Raw genomic sequence first — 19,014 nt, forward strand, 5'->3', positions numbered from 1 at the left:
GCTTGTGATACTCCCCATCCTGCTCTGCCGGTGTCATGGACGCAGCCGAAGCGGTGATTGTCCGGCCGCCTCGGACCCTCATTACCCACGAGATCGGACCGCGTTTTTCCGCATCTCGATCACGTCATGTGCTCGAAGCGGCTGACCACGTGACAACTCCGCGCCATGGAATGAGAGGCCACCGTGCACGACACGACAGAGCAGGTCTCGGACCAACCCGGCTGGTCCCAGCGCCAGATCGCCTACTTCCGGGCAAGAGCCGCCGAGTACGACAGCGCATACGACGAACGGCAGCCCATGCTCCAGCTCGTGAAAGTCCTCGATGAGCTGCCCGTCATCGGCGACGTCCTTGAACTCGTGTGCGGAACGGGCCAGTGGACCCATCTCCTCGCCGGCCGCGCACGCACTCTGACCGCGCTGGACGCCACCCCGGAAATGCTCCGTATCGCCCATGCCCGGATGCGGGGCACGGCGACTCGCTTCATCGAAGCGGACATCTTCAACTGGGAGCCGGACCGCCAGTACGACACCGTCTTCTTCGCCTTCCGGCTCAGCCACGTTCCGTCCGTGGAAATGGAAGCCTTCTGGGCCCTGCTGAGGGGCGCGGCTCCCGGTGGCTGCGTGGCCTTCCTTGACGACTCACCCGCGAAGGCGGAGATCGAAGAACCTGTAGCCGAGGCGCAGGTGCCGACTGCGCGCCGTCGTCTCGCCGATGGATCCCAACACCTCGCCGTGAAGGTTCTGCACGACGCTCCCAGTTTCACCTCGCAACTGAACGACCCGGGCCGGGAAGCACACATCGACCCGATCGACGCATATCACCTCGTTGGCATCGCGCGTCCTTGGGGAAGCGAATGACCAGCATCAACGGCTACCCCGCTCGCCCGAGCGTCCGCGCCGGCGAGGTGATCCAGTTACACATCGCCACATCGGCCCTTCGGTTTCACGTCGACTTCTACCGCTGGGGGATGACTCCTCAGCACGCAGGGCACGCCGAGTGGCCGGGCCGCGCCGCCGATCCCGGAACGTTCGACAGGGACTGGCAGTGGCCTGCATACGAGTTTCCCGTACCGCCCGACTGGAGGTCCGGGGTCTACATCGCGGTCCTGAGCACGGAGCGGACCTCCTGCACGCCACCGATGGATTCTCGCGAGGCGCGGATCATGCTGGTCGTCGCACCTGCGGCCCGCTCGGACCGCAGGATCCTCTACAAGATCCCGACCTTCACCTACCAGGCATACAACACGGCAGGCGGCGGCAGCCTGTACAGCGCGTCTCAGGTGACCATGCTCCGTCCCGGAGGTGGTGTCGGAGGCCCGGTCAAGGGGCTGCCCGACCCGTACGACTCCACGTCTCCCCGGCAGACGTTCGCGCACTGGGACGCCCCCTTCATCGCATGGATGGAGGAGAACGGGCTAGAGAGCGACTTCTGCACCGACCTGGACATCCACGAAGGTCGGCACCTGAACGACGGATACCGCCTTCTGGTGTCCGCCGGGCATGACGAGTACTGGAGCACTGACGCCCGCAGGAACGTCACCGCCTTCCGTGACGCCGGCGGCAACATCGCCAACTTCGGCGCCAACACTTGCTGGTGGCGGGTGAATGTCGCCCCGAACGGTACCGAGCTGAGCTGCGCCAAGTTTCCTCCCGGGGCCCCCGCAGGGACTGACCCGGACAGCTCGTACGGCTGCCCGGACCACTGGTGGGAGTCGGAGCCCGAGAACGCTCTGCTCGGGGTGAGCTACCGCAACGGCGGTGGCCACTGGGACGGCCATCGTGCACCGCTCGGGTTCACCGTGGCGGACGGGGGCCACTGGGTCTTCTCCGGCACAGGTCTGAGGACCGGCGGCGTCCTCGGACGCGAGGCAGCCCTCATCGGCTACGAATGCGACGGAGCGGCGTACGAGTTCGACGCGGTCGGCCGACCGCGTCCGACGGGCCAGGACGGGACGCCGAAGGACTTCGAGATCCTCGGCATCGCGCCGCTGCCCTCCGACTGGAACTTCGCAGCCCGGGAGCCGACGACCAGCCCCCGTGCGGCCACCCTCGGCCTCTACACCGCGGTCGGCACGGTTTTCACCGCCGCGACCACCGACTGGGCGCGCCTGCTGGCCACCGACCCCCAGGTCGCCTCCATCACCCGCAACGTCATCACTCGACTCTCCTGACGAAGGGATCAACGTGTCTGGGTACACACGTCCACTCAGCGTGGTCATCGGCGTCAACAGCATCGGCATGGGGCACTCCGTCAGGCAGAGTGTGATCGCCCAGTACCTCCGCGACCGCGGACACCAGGTGCGGATCATCACTAACGGCTCGGCCCGCGTGGAGTACTTCCGCGACCTCGGTTTCCCCGCGTGGGACGGGTGGATGCCGACGCTTCTGGCCCGGGGCGACCGCATACACGCGAGCGACGCCATACGCGCCAACCTCTGGCAGGTGCCCGCCGGCGTCACCAAGCACATCCGTCTGCGTCGGATCACTCGGGACACCGGCGTCCCGGACGTGTTCATCACCGACTACGAGCCCAACACCCCTCGCTTGGCTCACTACTTCGGCAGGCCGCTGGTTTCCGTCGACCAGCAGAGCAAGTACCGGCACCTCGACCTGCCCGCTGTCGGCCGGTACGCCCGCACCGCTGACGAGCAGCGTCTGCGCTACTTCGCGCCCCACGTCGACCGATCGTTCATCTGCTCCTTCGTCCCACTGGAGGCCGACAACCGAAAGCTGGAGTTAATCGCCCCAGTCGTACCTGAAGTGATCCGCTCCGCCCCGGTCACCACCGAGCCCGTCGCCACGGCCTACTTCTCGCGCTACTTCGACCACGGCCCGGAAGAGGCCGTGCGGGCCCTCGCCGAGGTCTTCCGCCGGCATGTGCCAGACCGCGCCCTGCGGATCTATGCGCAGGCGGCAGAGGCCAGGAACCTGCACCAGTACGCCAGCGACAGGATCGAGATCTGCACCTTCGACCGTGAGGCGTTCATCGCCGACATGGCACGGTCCGAGGTGGTCTTCTCCAACGCCGGCTTCAACCTCATCAGCGAAGCCTTTGTCCTCGGCAAACCGGTCCACCTGGTTCCCCTGCCCACCTACGACCAGCACTGGTGCGCCAAGGTCGTCCACGAAGCCGAACTGGGCACTTCAGCACCGCACATCACCCCCGGAGCGGTGCTCGGCTTCCTCAACCGAAGCCGGGAACTGCGCAACAACGTCGTGCACCACCGGGACGAGTACCTCCTGGCCGATCCGCGGGAACGGATCGCCTCCTATCTGGAGAGCCTTCCCGCAGCCAGTCAGCGGACCCTCACGCCATCCGCGCGGTAGGCGGCCATGGCGACTCCCCCGCTCCCCTCACACATCGACCTCGGGGTGTCAGTGGCCGCAGTCGTGGCCTGCTATCGCTTCGCGGTCTCTCCAGCGGTACGAGCCCTCGCTCGCCGTCGCTGGGTTCTGCTGGCCGTGATCATCGCGCTCGCGCTCGCGGTACTGGCCGCGTTCCGGCCGTCGCCCGAGCCGAGCCCGCTACGCTGGTTCGTTGTCTCCGTGATCGTTTTGCTCACCTGGCAGGGCGCAACCAGCGACTACGACGTCACAGAGCCCATCGCTCCCCAGCGCCGCGACAAACGGCTGCTGCTTCTCCTCGCAGCCGCGTCATGCCTGTGGCCGGCGGCCCTGCTGCCGTGGATGGCCGTGTACTGCGGCAAGCTGCGCGGCTGGAAACACCACGCGATGATGCCCACGCGTCTACTCAAGGTGTACCTGGCCTGGTTCTTCGTGGCTATGCTCTTCGGCGCCGCGTGTTCCGCAGCGGCACTGGTGTTGGTCCTCGGCTGTGTCTCGCTCTCCCACTACGTCAAACCGGCCTGGAGCAAGGCCCGCCTTGGGCCCTACCCGTGGTCATGGGTCTGGCACAACCACACCCACTACCTCATGGCCTCCGCATATTCCTGGGGCTGGGCGCGCTTCCTTCGTGCCGAGACCGTGTCGCGCGTGCTGCGCCGTGCGCGCGTCCTCGATCGTCCGGTCAACTTCCTCGCGATGGCCGTCGAGGCTGCCGGCCTCATCGCGTTCCTCGATCGCCGACTGCTCATCACGGCCCTGTTGGCCACCGCGCTCTTCAACGCTGCCGTGGCGCTCGCCTCCGGGATCCTCTTCTGGGAGAACATCGTCACCAACACCGCCCTCGCAATCACGATCACGCTGCTTCCCGGTGCGGAGTACGACGCGGCCTTCGGCTGGCCCGCCGCACTGATCGCGCTCGCTGTGCTCCTGCTCAGCACCGCCGACCTGCTGTGGCAGCCCTGGCACCTGGGCTGGTGGGACTCCCCCTTCACGGCACGCGTCCATTGGCAGGTGGAGACCGTCTCCGGGGTGACGCTCGGGCTCTACAACGACTTCATGTGCCCGTACGAGCGCGAGTACGGCCGCGTCCTGGGCTACTTCCTCACCGACGAGCCCGTCCTCCATGGTCACCTCGGCATCGTCTGGGACCGGCAACTCCGCGACTTCCTCGTCGAGGCGGGCGGCGACCGGGACCAACTCCGCGCGCTCAAGCAAACCTACGGCCAGGTACATACGGACAAGCAACAGGCGCGCGAGCACATCGCCTTCCTGACCAGGATGTTCACCCAGCTCAACGCCGGCGCGCAGAAAGGCACCCTGCCCCGATCACTGCGCCGCCTCAAGGCTCCGGGCGGCCAGCTCTACCGATGGGGCGACCTTCCTCCCTACCGCGGTGAGGAACCTGTCCGCCGCATCACGATCCGCTACGAGGAGCGCTGCTACCGCCCAGCCACCGGCGACTTCGTCCTGCTCACCAACCGCACCGTGCAGGAGATCGACCTCCTCACATCCAGCGCTGACCAAGGGAGTACCTCATGCGCAAGGTCTTCATCGACTGCGGCACGAACCTCGGAATCGTGCTGAACCGCTTCATCCACGAGCTTCCGGACCATGATTTCTATGCGTTCGAGCCCAACAAAGACCTGCTCCCCTCCATCCGCCGGCAAGTCGAGCAGGCCCCTCACTTCCCGCGCGTCGAGATCTCCCACAGCGCGTTGTGGACCCACGACGGGACGATCGACCTCTTCCTCGGCCACCACGAGAGTTCGACCGTGATGCCCGGCAAGCGCGTGCCGCCGATGTACGACCAGCAGATCGACTACAGCGCGCCGGTCCCCGTCCCGGCGACCGACTTCAGTTCCTGGTTGGGCCGGACGGTCACCGCGGATGATCACGTCGTCGTGAAAATGGACATCGAGGGTGCCGAGTATCCCGTGCTCAGCAAGCTGCTCGCCGACGGGACGATCAACCTCATCTCCGTCCTCTACATCGAGTGGCACTACGACCGCTTCCCCGCCATGAGCCGCGGCGACCACGAACAGGTCGCCAAGGCCGTGTCCGCCTGTGTCGACGTCCGCGACTGGGACTGACCCGAAGGAGGGGACACCACGCCATGCAGTCGAAGCACATCTACCTGATCAAGCACGGTGAGACAGAGGAAAACCGGCAGGGCATCCACCAGGGCCAGGCTGTCGGCGGCAGGCTCAGCAAGCGGGGTAAGGACGACATTCGCCAGGTCGGCGACAGCCTCGCTACAGTCGGCGTCACCGTGGACCAGATGCTCGTCAGCCCGATGTCGCGCTGCCGTCAGTCCGCCGCGCTGCTGACTGCCGCGCTCACCCCCGCCGAAGTACGAGTGGAGGAGCGCCTGGCCGCCAAGAACAGCGGTTACCTCGGAGGCCGGCCCAGGGACCTCGCAGCAGCCGAAGCCGCCCGCCGAGGCGTTCCCATCCATCAACTCCGTACGCCCGGCGGCGAGTCGTCCGAGGACGTCCAATCCCGCTACTCACATCTCTGGGACGAAGTCTGCGCGGGATCGCAGCGTACGGCCATCCTTATCGGGCATGGCGGAGGGCTCGCCTGCCTACTGCTGTGGCTAACCGGGAACGGCTTCGATCGCTATCTCGATCACGTCCCCGGATCCGCAGGCGTCACATGGGTCGAGGTCGGCGACGGCACCCCTCGCATCCGGCTGATGAATGTGCCGGCCGCCGACCTGTCCAACCGTCTCAACATGGGTACCGCCCGATGAGAGCGCAGGCGGTACCGGTGCGAGAGATACGGTCAGGCGTCCTCGCCACCGCCGAAGCGCGCCCGATAGGACTCCAGGTCCTCCTCGGTGATCTTCGCGAAAAGGACCGGCGGAACAGTGAACGCGATCCCGGCCGGGACGGTGTCCAGTGCCTTGGCCTGCTCGGCAGTCGCCCAGGCCGCAGTGTCACCTTCCAGCGCGAAGGCTCCGCGCATGGCAGCAGCGGTGGCCGGAATGAACGGCTCGGAGACAACCGCGTACAGGTGGATCAGGTTCATCGCGGTGCGCAGGGTCAGCGCGGCGGCGTCCGGGTCGGTCTTGATCGCCAGCCAGGGAGCCTTCTCCTCAAGGTAGGAGTTGCCCGCCGACCACAGCGCACGCAGAGCAGCCGCGGCCTTGCGGAACTGGAGAGCCTCCATCTGTTCCTCGTACTCGGCAAGGAGCCGCGCGATCTCCTCGCCCAGCTTCGCCTCGGCCTCGCCGGTCGAGTGGCCGGCCGGGACCTCGTCGCCGAACCGCTTGCGGGAGAAGGAGAGCACGCGGTTGACGAAGTTCCCCAGGGTGTCGGCCAGGTCCTTGTTGACCGTGGCGGTGAAGTGCTCCCAGGTGAACGACGAGTCGTCGGACTCCGGCGCGTTGGCGATCAGGAAGTAGCGCCAGTAGTCACCGGGGAGGATCTCCAGGGCGGCGTCCGTGAAGATGCCACGTTTCTGGGACGTGGAGAACTTGCCGCCGTAGTACGTCAGCCAGTTGAAGCCCTTGACGAAGTCGACCTTCTTCCACGGCTCACGAACGCCAAGCTCGGTGGCCGGGAACATCACGGTGTGGAAGGGGACGTTGTCCTTGGCCATGAACTGGGTGTAGCGGACGGTGTCGTCGGCCTCGTACCACCACGACTTCCAGTCACGGACCTCGCCGTCCGGGGCGACATCCGCCCACTCCTTCGTCGCACCGATGTACTCGATCGGGGCGTCGAACCAGACGTAGAAGACCTTGCCCTCGGCTGCGAGGTCGGGCCAGGTGTCGGCCGGCACCGGGACGCCCCAGTCCAGGTCTCGGGTGATCGCCCGGTCGTGCAGGCCTTCGGTCAGCCACTTGCGGGCGATAGCCGAGGACAGGTGCGGCCACTCCTCGCTGACGGTGTCGATCCACGCCTCGACCTCGTGCTGGAGCTTGGACTGCAGCAGGAAGAGGTGCTTGGTCTCGCGGATCTCCAGCTCCGTGGAGCCGCTGATCGCCGAGCGCGGGTTGAGCAGGTCGGTCGGGTCGAGGACGCGGGTGCAGTTCTCGCACTGGTCGCCGCGAGCCTTGTCGTATCCGCAGTGTGGGCAGGTGCCTTCGACGTACCGGTCCGGCAGGAATCGGCCGTCGACAGGCGAGTACACCTGGCGGATGGCGCGCTCCTCGACAAAGCCGTTCTCGTTCAACTTCCGCGCGAAGTGCTGGGTGATCTGGACGTTCTGCTGCGACGAGCTGCGCCCGAAGTAATCGAAGGCCAGCTCGAACCCGTCGTACACGGCCTTCTGAGCGTCATGCGCCTGCGCGCAGAACTCCTCGACCGAGAGCCCGGCCTCCTTGGCGGCCAGCTCGGCCGGCGTGCCGTGCTCGTCGGTGGCGCAGATGTAGAGGACGTCGTGGCCGCGCTGGCGGAGGTACCGGGAGTACACGTCCGCCGGAAGCATCGACCCGACCATGTTGCCCAGGTGCTTGATCCCGTTGATGTAGGGAAGCGCGCTGGTGACCAGGTGTCGAGCCATCCTCGGATGCTCCATTTCGTACGTACGGCGCCGGCGGCGGTGCCACGGCGGGCCCAGGTTGGGAAGCTGCAGCCGTTGCGATCACTTAGCTCGCGTCTTGGCATCACGCACGGTGACGGTACGGGTCTGCAGGCCACGGCCATCGTATCGAACCGGCGGTTTGCCCTTCCCGCGGATTTTGCGGCCTGCCCACCCGTGACCAAGAAGGCGCTCGGCCGTCCGAGACAGGCGGCCAAGCGAGTCTCGTACGGCCGAGGTACTTCTCATCTTAGAGCGCCCGCCACGCCGCCGATCCACATGCACCGCCCACGCCCCCGCCCGAATCCCAATAGGTGGACAGCATGATCAAGACGCGCGCGTTCCAACGGCTCCGCGTCGTCGTAGTGGGACAGGGATACGTCGGACTCCCGCTCGCCGTCAGAGCCGCCGAGGTCGGGCACCAGGTCGTCGGCTTCGACGTGGACGCCCAGCGCGTCAAGCACCTCGTAAACGGAGAGTCGTACATCGAAGACATCCCGGACTCACGCCTTGCCCCGCTTCTTACCACCGGCGCCTATCGCCCAACCATCGACGCGTCCGACTGCGCGGACTTCGACGTAGCGATCGTCACGGTTCCCACGCCCCTCCGAGATGGGGCGCCTGACCTATCCCACGTCGAGGACGCGGCGCGAATGCTCGGCCGCCACCTCACACGTGGGGCAACCGTCGTCCTGGAGTCCACCACGTACCCCGGCACGACCGAGGAAGTCTTCGGCCCGCTCCTCGAACACGCCGCCGGCCTGGTCGCCGGCCAGGACTTCCACCTCGGCTACAGCCCCGAGCGCATAGACCCGGGAAATCCCACGTGGAAGCTGGAGAACACCCCCAAGGTCATCTCCGGCATCGACCCCGCCTCCAAGGAAGCCGTCCACCGCTTCTACGCGTCCCTCGTCCACACGGTCGTCCCGGTCACCAACTGCAAGGAAGCCGAGCTGGCCAAGCTGCTGGAGAACACCTTCCGGCACGTGAACATCGCCCTCGCCAACGAGCTGGCAATCTTCGCCCACGAGTTGGACATCGACGTCTGGTCGGCAACCGACGCAGCCTCGACCAAGCCCTTCGGGTTCATGCGCTTCACCCCGGGCCCGGGCGTCGGAGGCCACTGCCTGCCCATAGACCCGTCGTACCTGTCCTGGCGTGTCCAGCACACATTAGGGCGCAGCTTCCGCTTCGTCGAGCTGGCGAACGACGTCAACAACCACATGCCCGACTATGTGGTCCGGCGCCTCGTCGACGGCCTCAACAAGCGCCGGAAGTCCCTCAACGGCTCCCGGATTCTGCTGCTCGGCCTCGCGTACAAGGCCAACACCGGCGACGCCCGCGAGACCCCAGCAGCACGCATTGCCGAGCTGCTCATCAGCATGGGGGCAGAGGTTCAGGCGGCTGACCCTCACGTCAGCGACGACGCTCACCCTCGGGCGGCGAACCTGGAGAACCTGCAACGAGTCGAGGTGACCCCTGAGTCCCTGGAGGCAGCAGACGCCGTCGTCCTGCTCGCCGACCACGACGCCTTCGACTACCCCCTGATCACCGCCCACGCCCCGTACATCCTCGACTGCCGCCGTCGACTCGCCGGCGTCCACGTCGACTCTCTCTGAAGGGAAGCCACGTGAAGATCGTGATCACCGGTGGCGCCGGGTTCATCGGTAGCAACCTGGCCAGGACCTTGACGGAGCGCCGCGAGATCAGCCAAATCCGGGTGATCGACAACCTCTCCACCGGCAACAAGGAGAACATCGCGGGCTTGGATGTCCGCTTCTTCAAGGGTGACATTCAGGACGCCGCTCTCCTGAAGCAGGCATTTCACGACGCGGACGCCGTCGTCCACCTGGCGGCCCTGCCGTCCGTGCCGCGCTCCGTGAAGGACCCCCTGGCCAGTCACCACGCCAACGCGACCGGAACTCTCCAGGTCCTCGAAGCAGCCCGCCGAGCCGGCAACCTGCAGGTGATAGCCGCCTCCTCGTCCTCCGTCTACGGCGCGAACCCGCGCCTTCCGAAGCGCGAAGACCTCTCTACCGCCCCAATGAGCCCGTATGCGGTCACCAAACTGGCCACGGAGGCGTACCTGGGTGCGTACCACTACAGCTTCGGTCTGCCCGTACTGCCCTTTCGCTTCTTCAACGTCTACGGGCCCGGCCAGCGCGCAGACCACCCCTACGCCGCGGTCATTCCGAAGTGGATCAGCGCCACGCTCGACGGACGCTTCCTGACGGTGCACGGTGACGGCACGCAGACGCGCGACTTCACCTACGTCGGCACGGTCTGTGATGTCCTCACCGACGCTCTCCTGCGCCGAGTCGTCGAACCCTGGCCAGTAAACCTGGCCTTCGGTACGCGAACGTCCCTCCTGGATCTGATCGCCGAAATCGAGGCTGCAACCGGGTTCCGCGCTCAGCGGGAGCACACAGGCGACCGCGTCGGTGATGTTCCCCACTCGCAGGCTGACGACGCCCGCCTACGGACACTCTTTCCGACGAGCACACCTACGCCCTTACGGGCTGGGATATCAGCCACAGCCAATTGGCTCCGTGCTTGATCACAGATGCGGCTCTGTGCTGAGTTGGTACATCACGACTCCTGCGGAGGAGATGCCGTTACGCCGGCAGAGTGGTGACTGCCTCATGTCGTTGGCGTCCTGTCGGAGGCGGCGTGATGTGCCCTCGGATCATGGTCGAACGGCTGAACGCCAGGTAGCCCGGATGGTGGCGGCCCACAGGTGAGTTCGCCCACAACAGCCCCTGGTGGAGGAGCGACCACAGGTTTCGCCCCTTACGCTCGACGAACCGCACGACCCCCGTCTCTCCATACGCGCCAGCGGAGGTTTCTGCTTCATGAAGCTCACCGTCGTCGGCTGCTCGGGGTCGTTCCCGTCCGCGGAATCGGCCTGCTCGAGCTACCTCGTCGAGGCCGACGGCTTCCGGCTGCTTCTCGACATGGGCAACGGCGCCCTGGGCGAGTTGCAGCGCCACTGCGGTCTCTACGACCTCGACGCGATCTTCCTCAGCCATCTGCACGCCGACCACTGCATCGACATGTGCGGCTACTTCGTCGCGCGGTACTACCGGCACGAGGGCCGTTGCGCGCCCCTGCCGGTCTACGGACCCGAGGGCACCGAGCACCGGCTGACCACCGCCTACGCCGACACTCCCTCGGCCTCCTCCATGAGCGAGGTCTTCGACTTCCACACGGTCAAGCCGTCCACCTTCGAGATCGGCCCGTTCCTCGTCCACACCGAGCGCGTGGCGCACCCGGTCGAGGCGTACGGCATCCGCATCGAGCACGGGGGGAAGACGCTGACCTACTCCGGCGACACGGGAGTCAGCCCCGTGCTGGACGACCTCGCCCGCGACGCCGACCTCTTCCTGTGCGAGGCCGCTTTCACGCACGGCAAGGAGAACATCCCCGACCTGCACCTCAACGGCCGCGAGGCGGGTGAGACGGCGGCCCGCGCGGGTGTGCGCCGGCTGATCCTCACCCACATCCCCCCGTGGACCGACCCACAGATCAACCTCACCGACGCCCGCGCGGTGTACGACGGTCCGGTGGGTCTGGCGTCGGCCGGGACGACGTACGAGATCTGACGCCCGGAGTCGTTCCCTGCCCGAAACCGCCGAATGCCCCGGCCACGCAGCGGATCGGGGCATTCGGCAGGGTGCGGTTGCGGTTCCTCGTAGGTCCTACTTGGCCTCGGCCTTCGCCATTTCGGCCAGTTCCTCGTCCGACTCACGGCCCGGGGTGGGAAGGTTGAACCTGGTGATCGCGAAGCGGAAGACCGCGTAGTAGACCGCCGCGAAGCAGAGGCCGACCAGGGCCAGGCCCCATGGGTTGGTCGCTATGCCCAGGTTCAGGCCGAAGTCGATCGCGCCGGCCGAGAAGCCGAAGCCGTCCTTCATTCCCAGCGCCCAGGTCAGCGCCATCGAGACACCGGTGAGGACCGCGTGGATCGCGTACAGGACCGGTGCGATGAACATGAACGTGAACTCGATGGGCTCGGTCACACCGGTGACGAACGAGGTCAGTGCCAGGGAGAACATCATGCCGCCGACGACCTTGCGGCGTTCGGGGCGAGCGCAGTGCACGATGGCGAGACAGGCGGCGGGCAGCGCGAACATCATGATCGGGAAGAAGCCGGTCATGAACTGCCCTGCGGTCGGATCACCCGCGAGGAAGCGGGCGATGTCACCGCTCTTGCCCTCGTACTCGCCCGCCTGGAGCCAGGGGAAGGAGTTCAGCAGGTGGTGCATGCCGACCGGGATCAGGGCACGGTTGGCGACACCGAAGATGCCCGCGCCCACGGCGCCGGAGCCGACCAGCCACTCACCGAAGTTGTGCAGACCCGTGCCGAGGACCGGCCATATGTAGCCGAAGACGATGCCGATGACCAGACCGGCGAACGCCGACAGGATCGGGACCAGGCGGCGGCCGCCGAAGAAGCCCGCCCAGTCGGGCAGCTTGGTGCGATAGAAGCGCTGGTAGAGCAGGGCGACGACAAGGCCCATGACCACCCCGCCGAGCACCTTGGCGTCCACCGCCTGCTCGACCATCACGATCTTGCCGTCGACGATGGCTTCCTCCTTCGGCAGGCTGCCGTCGGTGAAGGTGCCGAGGACTTCCCTGAAGACCAGGTAGCCGACCACGGCCGCGAGCGCCGTCGAGCCGTCCGACTTCTTCGCGAAGCCGATCGCGATGCCCACGGCGAACAGCAGCGCCATGTTGTCGAGGATCGCGTTTCCACCGGCCGCCATGAAACCGGCGATCTTGGTGACGAAACCGGGGAACGACTCGCGCCCCAGCATGTCCGTGTTCCCGAGGCGCACCAGAAGGGCGGCCGCGGGCAGCACCGCGACCGGCAGCATGAGGCTGCGGCCGATGCGCTGCAGGACGGCCATCGCCCCGGCGCCCTTCTTCTTCTCGGCGGTTGCCGTGCTCGCCGTGCTCATCGTCTTCCTCCAGTGGGCAAGGCGCCGCCAGGGACAGGAAGAGGACGGCGGCGTCCTGAACGCGCGGCAGAAGCCTGTACGCGTGGTCTACACCACTCAGTGGTGTAGACCTGTTGTACACGATGAAGGCCACATAAAGGAACCCGTCAATCCCGCGACCGCAGGGCTACGCACCGTGCCTGCCCGCGACCGCGAAACGGAATCCTCCCGGGCGCACCGAAAAGCCCCCGGACCACCGGGTCCAAGGGCTCCAGCAACCGTGCGCGGCCCGCCGGATCAGGCCTTGGTCGTGTCCTCCACCTCCTCCTCCGGCTCCCGTCCCGGAGTCTTCAGATCGAACCGCGTGATGGCGAAGCGGAAGATGACGTAGTAGAGCGCCGCGAACGCCAGACCGATCGGGACGATCAGCCACGGCCTGGTCGCCAGGTTCCAGTTGATGACGTAGTCGATCAGCCCCGCCGAGAAGCTGAACCCGTCATGCACCCCCAGCCCCCACGTCACCGCCATCGACACACCCGTCAGCACCGCGTGCACCACGTACAGCAAAGGCGCGATGAACAGGAACGAGTACTCGATCGGCTCGGTGATGCCCGTGACGAACGACGTCAGCGCCACCGACAGCATCAGACCGCCGACCTCCTTGCGCCGGCTGGGCCTCGCGCAGTGCGTGATCGCCAGCGCCGCCGCAGGCAGCGCGAACATCATGATCGGGAAGAACCCGGACAGGAACTGCCCCGCCTCCGGATCACCCGCCAGGAACATGTTGATGTCACCGTGCACCACCGTCCCGTCCGGCTTCGTGTACGAACCGAACTGGAACCAGATGGGCACGTTCAGGAACTGATGCAGCCCCACCACCAGCAGCGCCCGGTTCGCGATACCGAAGACCCCCGCGCCCCACGCGCCCAGACCGCTCATCCAGTCACTGAAACTCTCCAGCGCGTCGCCGATCGGCGGCCACACCCACAGGCACAGCGCCGCGAACACGATCGCCGCGAACGCCATGATGATCGGGACGAGGCGCCGCCCGTTGAAGAACCCCAGCCAGTCCACCAGCTTCGTCCGGTGGAACCGCTGCCAGAAGTACGCCGCCATCAACCCGATCACGATGCCGCCGAAGACCCCCGGATTCTGGAACGTGAACGCCGTCACCGTCCCCGACCCGTCGGTCACCCGGCACCCGACCTGCGGCACCGCCTCCGACCCCTCCGGACAGTCCTCCGGGAACTGACGCAGCACATTGAAGTAGACGAGGAACCCCGCCACCGCCGCCAGCGCCGTCGAACCGTCGGCCTTCTTCGCCATCCCGATGGCCACCCCCACACAGAACAGCAGCGGCAGCCCCAGCGAACCGTCCAGCAGGGCGCCGCCCGCGCCCGCCATCACCTTCGAGACGTTCGTCCAGCCAAGACCGTCGTCCCCGAACACATCCGGCTGCCCCAGCCGGTTGAGGATGCCCGCCGCCGGCAGCACCGCGATCGGCAGCTGAAGACTGCGCCCCATCTTCTGCAGACCCTGGAACAACCGGTTCCACCGCTCCCGCGCGGGACTCACCGTGGGCTCGGCGCTGGCAGGGCTGTCGGCGCTCATCCGGTCCCCCTCGCTGGAACGCGGTCACGACGGGCATGACGGGTTTGGCGGCAGTCCACCTGGTGGTGTAGACCAGTGGGGCGGGACGGTTCCGCCGTCGTGACGCCATCCTTCGGCACCCTCGACACGACCGCTCGCACAGATGGGCCAAACTGTGGGTTATCGCGACCAACCGGTTCGGATCAGGGAGAACGAGCATGGCCACCAAGGCTGAGAAGATCGTCGCCGGACTCGGCGGTATCGACAACATCGACGAGATCGAGGGCTGCATCACCCGCCTCCGCACCGAAGTCGTGGACGCCGCCAAGGTCGACGAAGCCGCCCTCAAGGCCGCCGGCGCCCACGGCGTCGTCAAGATGGGCAACGCCATCCAGGTCGTCATCGGCACCGACGCCGACCCCCTCGCCGCCGAGATCGAAGACATGATGTAACCCACGGCAAAAGCCGTGCGCACACCACACGTTCGGGGCCCCTGCCCACCGCGGAAGGGGCCCCTCCCGCACGTACGGCTAGGCTCACCGCCATGTCTCGAATCGACGGCCGCACCCCCGAACAACTCCGCCCGGTCACCATCGAACGCGGCTGGAGCAAGCACGCCGAAGGCTCCGTCCTCGTCTCCTTCGGCGACACCAAAGTCCTCTGCACCGCCTCCTTCACCGAAGGCGTCCCGCGCTGGCGCAAGGGCAGCGGCGAGGGCTGGGTCACCGCCGAATACTCGATGCTGCCCCGCGCCACCAACACCCGCGGCGACCGCGAATCCGTCCGCGGCCGCATCGGTGGCCGCACCCACGAGATCAGCCGCCTCATCGGCCGCTCCCTGCGCGCCGTCATCGACTACAAGGCCCTCGGCGAGAACACCGTCGTCCTCGACTGCGACGTCCTCCAGGCCGACGGCGGCACCCGCACCGCCGCCATCACCGGCTCCTACGTCGCCCTCGCCGACGCCATCACCTGGGCCCAGGGCAGGAAGCTCGTCAAGCCCGGCCGCCGGCCCCTCACCGGCACCGTCAGCGCCGTCTCCGTCGGCATCGTCGCCGGAACCCCCCTCCTCGACCTCCGCTACGAGGAGGACGTCAAGGCCGACACCGACATGAACGTCGTCTGCACCGGCGACGGCCGCTTCGTCGAGGTCCAGGGCACCGCCGAGGCCGAACCCTTCGCCCGCGACGAACTGAACGCCCTCCTCGACCTCGCCGTCACCGGCTGCGCCGAACTCGCTACCGCCCAGCGCGCCGCCCTTGATACCGTCCTCGAAAGGTAAAAGGCAGACCAAGGACGTGGCCGACGTGGAGCAACCGCGCCGGCCACCCCCGCGTCTGATCCAGTACGGGCGCACGGCTCACCCCCCGGGCGCCCGGCCGATGATCCGGGCCGCACCGGCCCGACGAGGGAGGGACGTTCCATGGCCGCGAGACGCCGACGCCGCACCACAGCCGTCGCCGCCACCCTGGCAGCCGTCGCGCTGACCGCCGGACTCACCACCGGCTGCGCCGCCGTCGACAAGGCACTGGACTGCGTCCAGACCGCCGACGCCATCGCCGACAGCGTCACGGACATGCAGCAGGCCGTCGAGAACGCGGGCGACGACGTCACCCAGCTCGAGGAGTCCCTCGACTCGATAGACCGGAACCTCACCGAGATCGGCGACAAGACCGACAACGCCGACGTCTCCAAGGCCGTCGACGATCTCGGCAAGGCCGTCGACAACGTCCGCACCTCCGTCGAGAACGGCGACGCCACCCCCGACATCAGCCCCATCACCGACGCCGCCGGCGAACTCACCAAGGTCTGCACCCCGTAGCGGACCAACCACCGGCGCACGAACCGCGCATGGGCCCGGACATACTGGGCCCATGACCCGCCTGATCCTCGCCACCCGCAACGCCGGAAAGCTCACCGAGCTGCGCTCGATCCTCGCCGACGCGGGCCTGTCCCACGACCTCGTCGGCGCCGACGCCTACCCCGACATCCCCGACGTCAGGGAAACCGGCGTCACCTTCGCCGAGAACGCCCTCCTCAAGGCCCATGCCCTCGCCCGGGCCACCGGCCTCCCGGCCGTCGCCGACGACTCCGGCCTCTGCGTGGACGTCCTGGGCGGCGCCCCCGGCATCTTCTCCGCCCGCTGGGCAGGCACCCACGGCGACGACCGGGCCAACCTGGACCTCCTCCTGGCCCAGCTCTCGGACATCGCCGACACCCACCGGGGCGCCCACTTCGCCTGCGCCGCAGCCCTGGCCCTCCCCGACGGCACGCAGCGCGTCGTCGAGGGCCGCCTGACGGGCACCCTCCGCCACAGCCCCACCGGCACGGGAGGCTTCGGCTACGACCCGATCCTCCAGCCGGAGGGCGACACCCGCACCTGCGCGGAGCTGACGCCCGCCGAAAAGAACGCCATCAGCCACCGCGGCAAGGCGTTCCGCGCCCTGGTGCCGGTGGTACGGGAGTTGCTGGGCTGAGCCCTCATCACAACGGCCTGCGCATCATCTTCTGATTCGCAGGCCGTCTTGGTGCGGCGGAAGGGATTCGAACCCTCAAGCCCGATCAAGGGCCACAGATCCTAAGTCTGCTGCGTCGCCATTGCGCCACCGCCGCGGGCGCCTGTCATCGTACCGGGAGATGTGCCTTGCCTTGCGCGTCTCCTGCGTCAGGTGCCGACCGGTGCCCGACGGTCGGGGCACGGCGGCCCCGGACCGGACGGGCAGGCGCGTGAAGCGGAACGGCCCGCGCAGTGAGTCGTGGGTGCGGGCCGTTCCGGAGGGGGTGGGGTCAGATGCCCAGGTCCTTGATGATCTTGGCTACGTGGCCCGTGGCGCGGACGTTGTAGAAGGCGTGCTCGACCTTGCCCTGTTCATCGACGACGATCGTGGAGCGGATGACGCCCATATAGGTCCTGCCGTAGTTCTTCTTCTCGCCGAAGGCGGCGTAGGCGTCGAGGACCCGCTTCTCCGGGTCGGCGAGGAGAGTGATCTTCAGCGACTCCTTCTCGCGGAACTTGGCGAGCTTCTCCGGCTTGTCCGGCGAGATGCCGATGACGTCGTAGCCGGCGCCCGCCAGCAGCTCGAGGTTGTCGGTGAAGTCGCAGGCCTGCTTGGTGCAGCCGGGGGTGAGGGCGGCGGGGTAGAAGTAGACGATGACCTTGCGGCCCTTGTGGCCGGCCAGGGACACCTCGTTGCCGTCGGCGTCGGGCAGGGTGAAGGCGGGGGCCTCGTCTCCGGGCTGGAGGCGTTCGCTCATCGGTCTGGTCTCCTCGTACGTGCGCGCTGGGTGCGTCGGGTGCCGGGATCGAGGGTAACCGGGGGTCCTGACCGTGCGTGGAGGCGCGGAGCTGACAGACTGTCCGGCACAGGTATCAGTGGATTTCGGAGGCGACACGGTGGCGGACACGGCGGACACCAGAACCCCGGCTCAGATCGAGGCGGACATCGAGCGCCGCCGTGCGGTGCTGGCCGAGACCCTGGACGAGATCGGTGTGCGGGCGCACCCGAAGACGATCGTGGGGGACGCGAAGGCCAGGGTCGTGTCCCACGTGGACCACACGCTCGGGCGCGCGTATGTGCGCGTCAACGGTGTGGTGAGTGAGGTGAAGGGCCAGTTCGTGGACGCGGAGGGTGCGCCGCGGCTGGAGCGGGTCGTGCCGGTGGCGCTGCTGGTGGTGGGGGTCGTGGGGCTGCTGGCCCTGGGGACCCGCCGGCGTCGGCGTTGACCCCTCCCGGGTACGTTCGTGGCGAAGGCAGGTAGGTTTCAGGACGTGAGCGCCAAGAGACTCGAGCACGGTTCCCAGGACGACAAGCTGCCCATCCGGATGCTGCACGACCGCGTGCTGGTGCGGCAGGACACGAGTGAGGGTGAGCGGCGTTCGGGGGGCGGCATTCTGATCCCCGCGACGGCGGCGGTGGGCCGCCGGCTGGCCTGGGCCGCGGTGGTGGCGGTGGGGCAGAACGTGCGGACGGTGGAGCCGGGGGACCGGGTGCTGTTCGACCCGGAGGACCGGGCGGAGGTCGAGGTGCGCGGGACGGCGTATGTGCTGATGCGGGAGCGTGATCTGCACGCCGTGGCAGCGGACCGTTTCGAGGGTTCCGAGGATTCGACCGGCTTGTACCTGTAGTTCCGAGGTGAGCAGGGGCCGGTGACCATGGTCACTGGCCCCTGCCGTCGTTTCCGGGCTACGGTGGGGGGACCCATGGGGCCCCGACGAGACGCGCCGTACCGGGGTGAAGGCAAAGACGACGCACCCCCGTTTCGGTTCGTGTCCCGGAGGTGTCTGTCATGGCGTGGGTCCTGCTGGTGGTCGCCGGTCTGCTGGAGGTCGGCTGGGCGGTCGGCATGAAGTACACGGAGGGGTTCACGCGTCTCGTGCCCAGCGTGCTCACGGGTGCCGGGATCGTCGCGAGCATGGTGCTGTTGTCGTACGCGGCTCGTACGCTGCCGATCGGCACGGCGTACGGCGTCTGGGTGGGGATCGGCGCGGCCGGTGCGGCGGTGCTGGGGATGGTGGTGCTGGGTGAGCCGGTGACGGCGGCCCGGATCTTCTTCATCAGTCTGCTGGTGGTCGCCGTGGTGGGCCTGAAGGCGACCTCCGGTCACTGAGCGG

Annotated in this window: 20 protein-coding genes, 1 tRNA gene and 1 riboswitch; of the genes, 16 read left to right on the plus strand and 5 right to left on the minus strand. The window is 67.5% G+C overall.

All coding sequences use genetic code 11. The features are described 5' to 3' along the window. The first annotated feature begins 183 nt into the window (after positions 1–183). The 6 genes from ACIF9R_RS17120 to ACIF9R_RS17145 are packed head-to-tail and all read left to right on the plus strand — an operon-like array spanning position 184 to position 6,097. Positions 184–858, plus strand: a complete 675-nt coding sequence (locus tag ACIF9R_RS17120; protein ID WP_399980293.1) for a class I SAM-dependent methyltransferase — start codon at positions 184–186, stop codon at positions 856–858. Continuing rightward, positions 855–2,171 carry a N,N-dimethylformamidase beta subunit family domain-containing protein gene (locus ACIF9R_RS17125; RefSeq protein WP_399980295.1) on the plus strand — a complete coding sequence of 439 codons (1,317 nt, stop codon included), beginning with the start codon at positions 855–857 and terminating at the stop codon, positions 2,169–2,171. Before ACIF9R_RS17120 ends, ACIF9R_RS17125 begins: the two co-directional genes overlap by 4 nt. Positions 2,172–2,184: 13 nt before the next feature. Continuing rightward, positions 2,185–3,327, plus strand: coding sequence for a glycosyltransferase family protein (locus ACIF9R_RS17130; protein WP_399980297.1), 1,143 nt, complete (start codon positions 2,185–2,187; stop codon positions 3,325–3,327). A gap of 45 nt (positions 3,328–3,372) precedes the next feature. Further along, entirely contained in the window at positions 3,373–4,929 is a 1,557-nt protein-coding gene (locus tag ACIF9R_RS17135; RefSeq protein ID WP_399980299.1) for a hypothetical protein, read from the plus strand. Then, a complete protein-coding gene (locus ACIF9R_RS17140; RefSeq protein WP_399980301.1) occupies positions 4,881–5,435 on the plus strand; it encodes an FkbM family methyltransferase in 555 nt (184 codons plus the stop codon). The genes ACIF9R_RS17135 and ACIF9R_RS17140 overlap by 49 nt, the downstream gene beginning before the upstream one ends. A 23-nt stretch (positions 5,436–5,458) precedes the next feature. Then, positions 5,459–6,097: a histidine phosphatase family protein gene (locus ACIF9R_RS17145; RefSeq protein WP_399980303.1), complete on the plus strand. Its 639-nt coding sequence runs from the start codon at positions 5,459–5,461 to the stop codon at positions 6,095–6,097. 32 nt (positions 6,098–6,129) lie between these two features. Here the strand turns inward: ACIF9R_RS17145 and metG are convergent, their stop codons facing one another. Then, entirely contained in the window at positions 6,130–7,854 is a 1,725-nt protein-coding gene (gene metG / locus ACIF9R_RS17150) for a methionine--tRNA ligase (RefSeq protein ID WP_399980305.1), read from the minus strand. 341 nt (positions 7,855–8,195) lie between these two features. On the opposite strand from metG, the gene ACIF9R_RS17155 reads away from it, so the two are divergent. The 3 genes from ACIF9R_RS17155 to ACIF9R_RS17165 all read left to right on the plus strand — a co-directional run bounded on the left by ACIF9R_RS17155 (position 8,196) and on the right by ACIF9R_RS17165 (position 11,474). Next, positions 8,196–9,491, plus strand: a complete 1,296-nt coding sequence (locus ACIF9R_RS17155) for a nucleotide sugar dehydrogenase (RefSeq protein WP_399980307.1) — start codon at positions 8,196–8,198, stop codon at positions 9,489–9,491. An 11-nt stretch (positions 9,492–9,502) separates the two neighbouring features. After that, on the plus strand, positions 9,503–10,429 hold the full coding sequence (locus ACIF9R_RS17160; protein ID WP_399980309.1) for an NAD-dependent epimerase/dehydratase family protein: 927 nt from the start codon (positions 9,503–9,505) through the stop codon (positions 10,427–10,429). Positions 10,430–10,724: 295 nt separating this feature from the next. Next, positions 10,725–11,474, plus strand: a complete 750-nt coding sequence (locus ACIF9R_RS17165; protein ID WP_399980311.1) for an MBL fold metallo-hydrolase — start codon at positions 10,725–10,727, stop codon at positions 11,472–11,474. 96 nt (positions 11,475–11,570) lie between these two features. Here ACIF9R_RS17165 and ACIF9R_RS17170 read toward each other — a convergent pair whose 3' ends face one another. Next, on the minus strand, positions 11,571–12,833 hold the full coding sequence (locus ACIF9R_RS17170; RefSeq protein WP_399980313.1) for a PTS transporter subunit EIIC: 1,263 nt from the start codon (positions 12,831–12,833) through the stop codon (positions 11,571–11,573). 276 nt (positions 12,834–13,109) lie between these two features. After that, positions 13,110–14,423, minus strand: coding sequence for a PTS transporter subunit EIIC (locus ACIF9R_RS17175; RefSeq protein ID WP_399980315.1), 1,314 nt, complete (start codon positions 14,421–14,423; stop codon positions 13,110–13,112). Positions 14,424–14,620: 197 nt separating this feature from the next. On the opposite strand from ACIF9R_RS17175, the gene ACIF9R_RS17180 reads away from it, so the two are divergent. The 4 genes from ACIF9R_RS17180 (at position 14,621) to rdgB (ending at position 16,879) form a co-directional block, all read left to right on the plus strand. Next, complete coding sequence (locus ACIF9R_RS17180) at positions 14,621–14,854, plus strand: glucose PTS transporter subunit EIIB (protein ID WP_399980317.1); 234 nt, start codon at positions 14,621–14,623, stop codon at positions 14,852–14,854. 92 nt (positions 14,855–14,946) lie between these two features. Beyond that, positions 14,947–15,684, plus strand: coding sequence for a ribonuclease PH (rph, locus tag ACIF9R_RS17185; protein ID WP_399980319.1), 738 nt, complete (start codon positions 14,947–14,949; stop codon positions 15,682–15,684). Between the two features lie 141 nt (positions 15,685–15,825). Then, complete coding sequence (locus tag ACIF9R_RS17190; RefSeq protein WP_399980322.1) at positions 15,826–16,224, plus strand: hypothetical protein; 399 nt, start codon at positions 15,826–15,828, stop codon at positions 16,222–16,224. A 52-nt stretch (positions 16,225–16,276) separates the two neighbouring features. Beyond that, positions 16,277–16,879 carry an RdgB/HAM1 family non-canonical purine NTP pyrophosphatase gene (rdgB, locus tag ACIF9R_RS17195; RefSeq protein ID WP_399980324.1) on the plus strand — a complete coding sequence of 201 codons (603 nt, stop codon included), beginning with the start codon at positions 16,277–16,279 and terminating at the stop codon, positions 16,877–16,879. Between the two features lie 49 nt (positions 16,880–16,928). On the opposite strand, the gene ACIF9R_RS17200 is transcribed toward rdgB, so the two are convergent. Both ACIF9R_RS17200 and bcp read right to left on the minus strand, forming a co-directional pair. Beyond that, a tRNA-Leu gene (locus ACIF9R_RS17200) sits at positions 16,929–17,015 on the minus strand. A 174-nt stretch (positions 17,016–17,189) separates the two neighbouring features. After that, positions 17,190–17,657 carry a thioredoxin-dependent thiol peroxidase gene (gene bcp / locus ACIF9R_RS17205; protein WP_399980326.1) on the minus strand — a complete coding sequence of 156 codons (468 nt, stop codon included), beginning with the start codon at positions 17,655–17,657 and terminating at the stop codon, positions 17,190–17,192. 139 nt (positions 17,658–17,796) lie between these two features. Here bcp and ACIF9R_RS17210 point away from each other — a divergent pair, with 139 nt between their 5' ends. From ACIF9R_RS17210 to sugE, 3 genes are all read left to right on the plus strand, one after another. Next, positions 17,797–18,126: a DUF3618 domain-containing protein gene (locus ACIF9R_RS17210; protein ID WP_399980328.1), complete on the plus strand. Its 330-nt coding sequence runs from the start codon at positions 17,797–17,799 to the stop codon at positions 18,124–18,126. A 99-nt stretch (positions 18,127–18,225) separates the two neighbouring features. After that, the gene (locus tag ACIF9R_RS17215; protein ID WP_399980417.1) at positions 18,226–18,528 is read left to right on the plus strand and encodes a GroES family chaperonin; all 303 of its coding nucleotides are present in this window, start codon (positions 18,226–18,228) and stop codon (positions 18,526–18,528) included. 67 nt (positions 18,529–18,595) lie between these two features. Continuing rightward, a riboswitch (guanidine-III (ykkC-III) riboswitch) is annotated at positions 18,596–18,656 on the plus strand. A gap of 33 nt (positions 18,657–18,689) precedes the next feature. After that, a complete protein-coding gene (gene sugE / locus ACIF9R_RS17220; protein ID WP_399980330.1) occupies positions 18,690–19,010 on the plus strand; it encodes a quaternary ammonium compound efflux SMR transporter SugE in 321 nt (106 codons plus the stop codon). The last annotated feature ends 4 nt before the right edge of the window (positions 19,011–19,014 follow it).

Source organism: Streptomyces sp. NPDC086080 (assembly GCF_044540255.1).
In the GTDB taxonomy this organism is placed as follows: domain Bacteria; phylum Actinomycetota; class Actinomycetes; order Streptomycetales; family Streptomycetaceae; genus Streptomyces.

Bases quoted from the DNA above. Each gene is read 5' to 3' on its own strand.
- ACIF9R_RS17125 (WP_399980295.1), top strand. From the start codon at position 855: ATGACCAGCATCAACGGCTACCCCGCTCGCCCGAGCGTCCGCGCCGGC.
- ACIF9R_RS17140 (WP_399980301.1), top strand. From the start codon at position 4,881: ATGCGCAAGGTCTTCATCGACTGCGGCACGAACCTCGGAATCGTGCTG.
- ACIF9R_RS17145 (WP_399980303.1), top strand. From the start codon at position 5,459: ATGCAGTCGAAGCACATCTACCTGATCAAGCACGGTGAGACAGAGGAA.
- metG (WP_399980305.1), bottom strand. From the start codon at position 7,854: ATGGCTCGACACCTGGTCACCAGCGCGCTTCCCTACATCAACGGGATC.
- ACIF9R_RS17155 (WP_399980307.1), top strand. From the start codon at position 8,196: ATGATCAAGACGCGCGCGTTCCAACGGCTCCGCGTCGTCGTAGTGGGA.
- ACIF9R_RS17165 (WP_399980311.1), top strand. From the start codon at position 10,725: ATGAAGCTCACCGTCGTCGGCTGCTCGGGGTCGTTCCCGTCCGCGGAA.
- ACIF9R_RS17170 (WP_399980313.1), bottom strand. From the start codon at position 12,833: ATGAGCACGGCGAGCACGGCAACCGCCGAGAAGAAGAAGGGCGCCGGG.
- ACIF9R_RS17175 (WP_399980315.1), bottom strand. From the start codon at position 14,423: ATGAGCGCCGACAGCCCTGCCAGCGCCGAGCCCACGGTGAGTCCCGCG.
- ACIF9R_RS17180 (WP_399980317.1), top strand. From the start codon at position 14,621: ATGGCCACCAAGGCTGAGAAGATCGTCGCCGGACTCGGCGGTATCGAC.
- rph (WP_399980319.1), top strand. From the start codon at position 14,947: ATGTCTCGAATCGACGGCCGCACCCCCGAACAACTCCGCCCGGTCACC.
- ACIF9R_RS17190 (WP_399980322.1), top strand. From the start codon at position 15,826: ATGGCCGCGAGACGCCGACGCCGCACCACAGCCGTCGCCGCCACCCTG.
- rdgB (WP_399980324.1), top strand. From the start codon at position 16,277: ATGACCCGCCTGATCCTCGCCACCCGCAACGCCGGAAAGCTCACCGAG.
- bcp (WP_399980326.1), bottom strand. From the start codon at position 17,657: ATGAGCGAACGCCTCCAGCCCGGAGACGAGGCCCCCGCCTTCACCCTG.
- ACIF9R_RS17215 (WP_399980417.1), top strand. From the start codon at position 18,226: ATGCTGCACGACCGCGTGCTGGTGCGGCAGGACACGAGTGAGGGTGAG.
- sugE (WP_399980330.1), top strand. From the start codon at position 18,690: ATGGCGTGGGTCCTGCTGGTGGTCGCCGGTCTGCTGGAGGTCGGCTGG.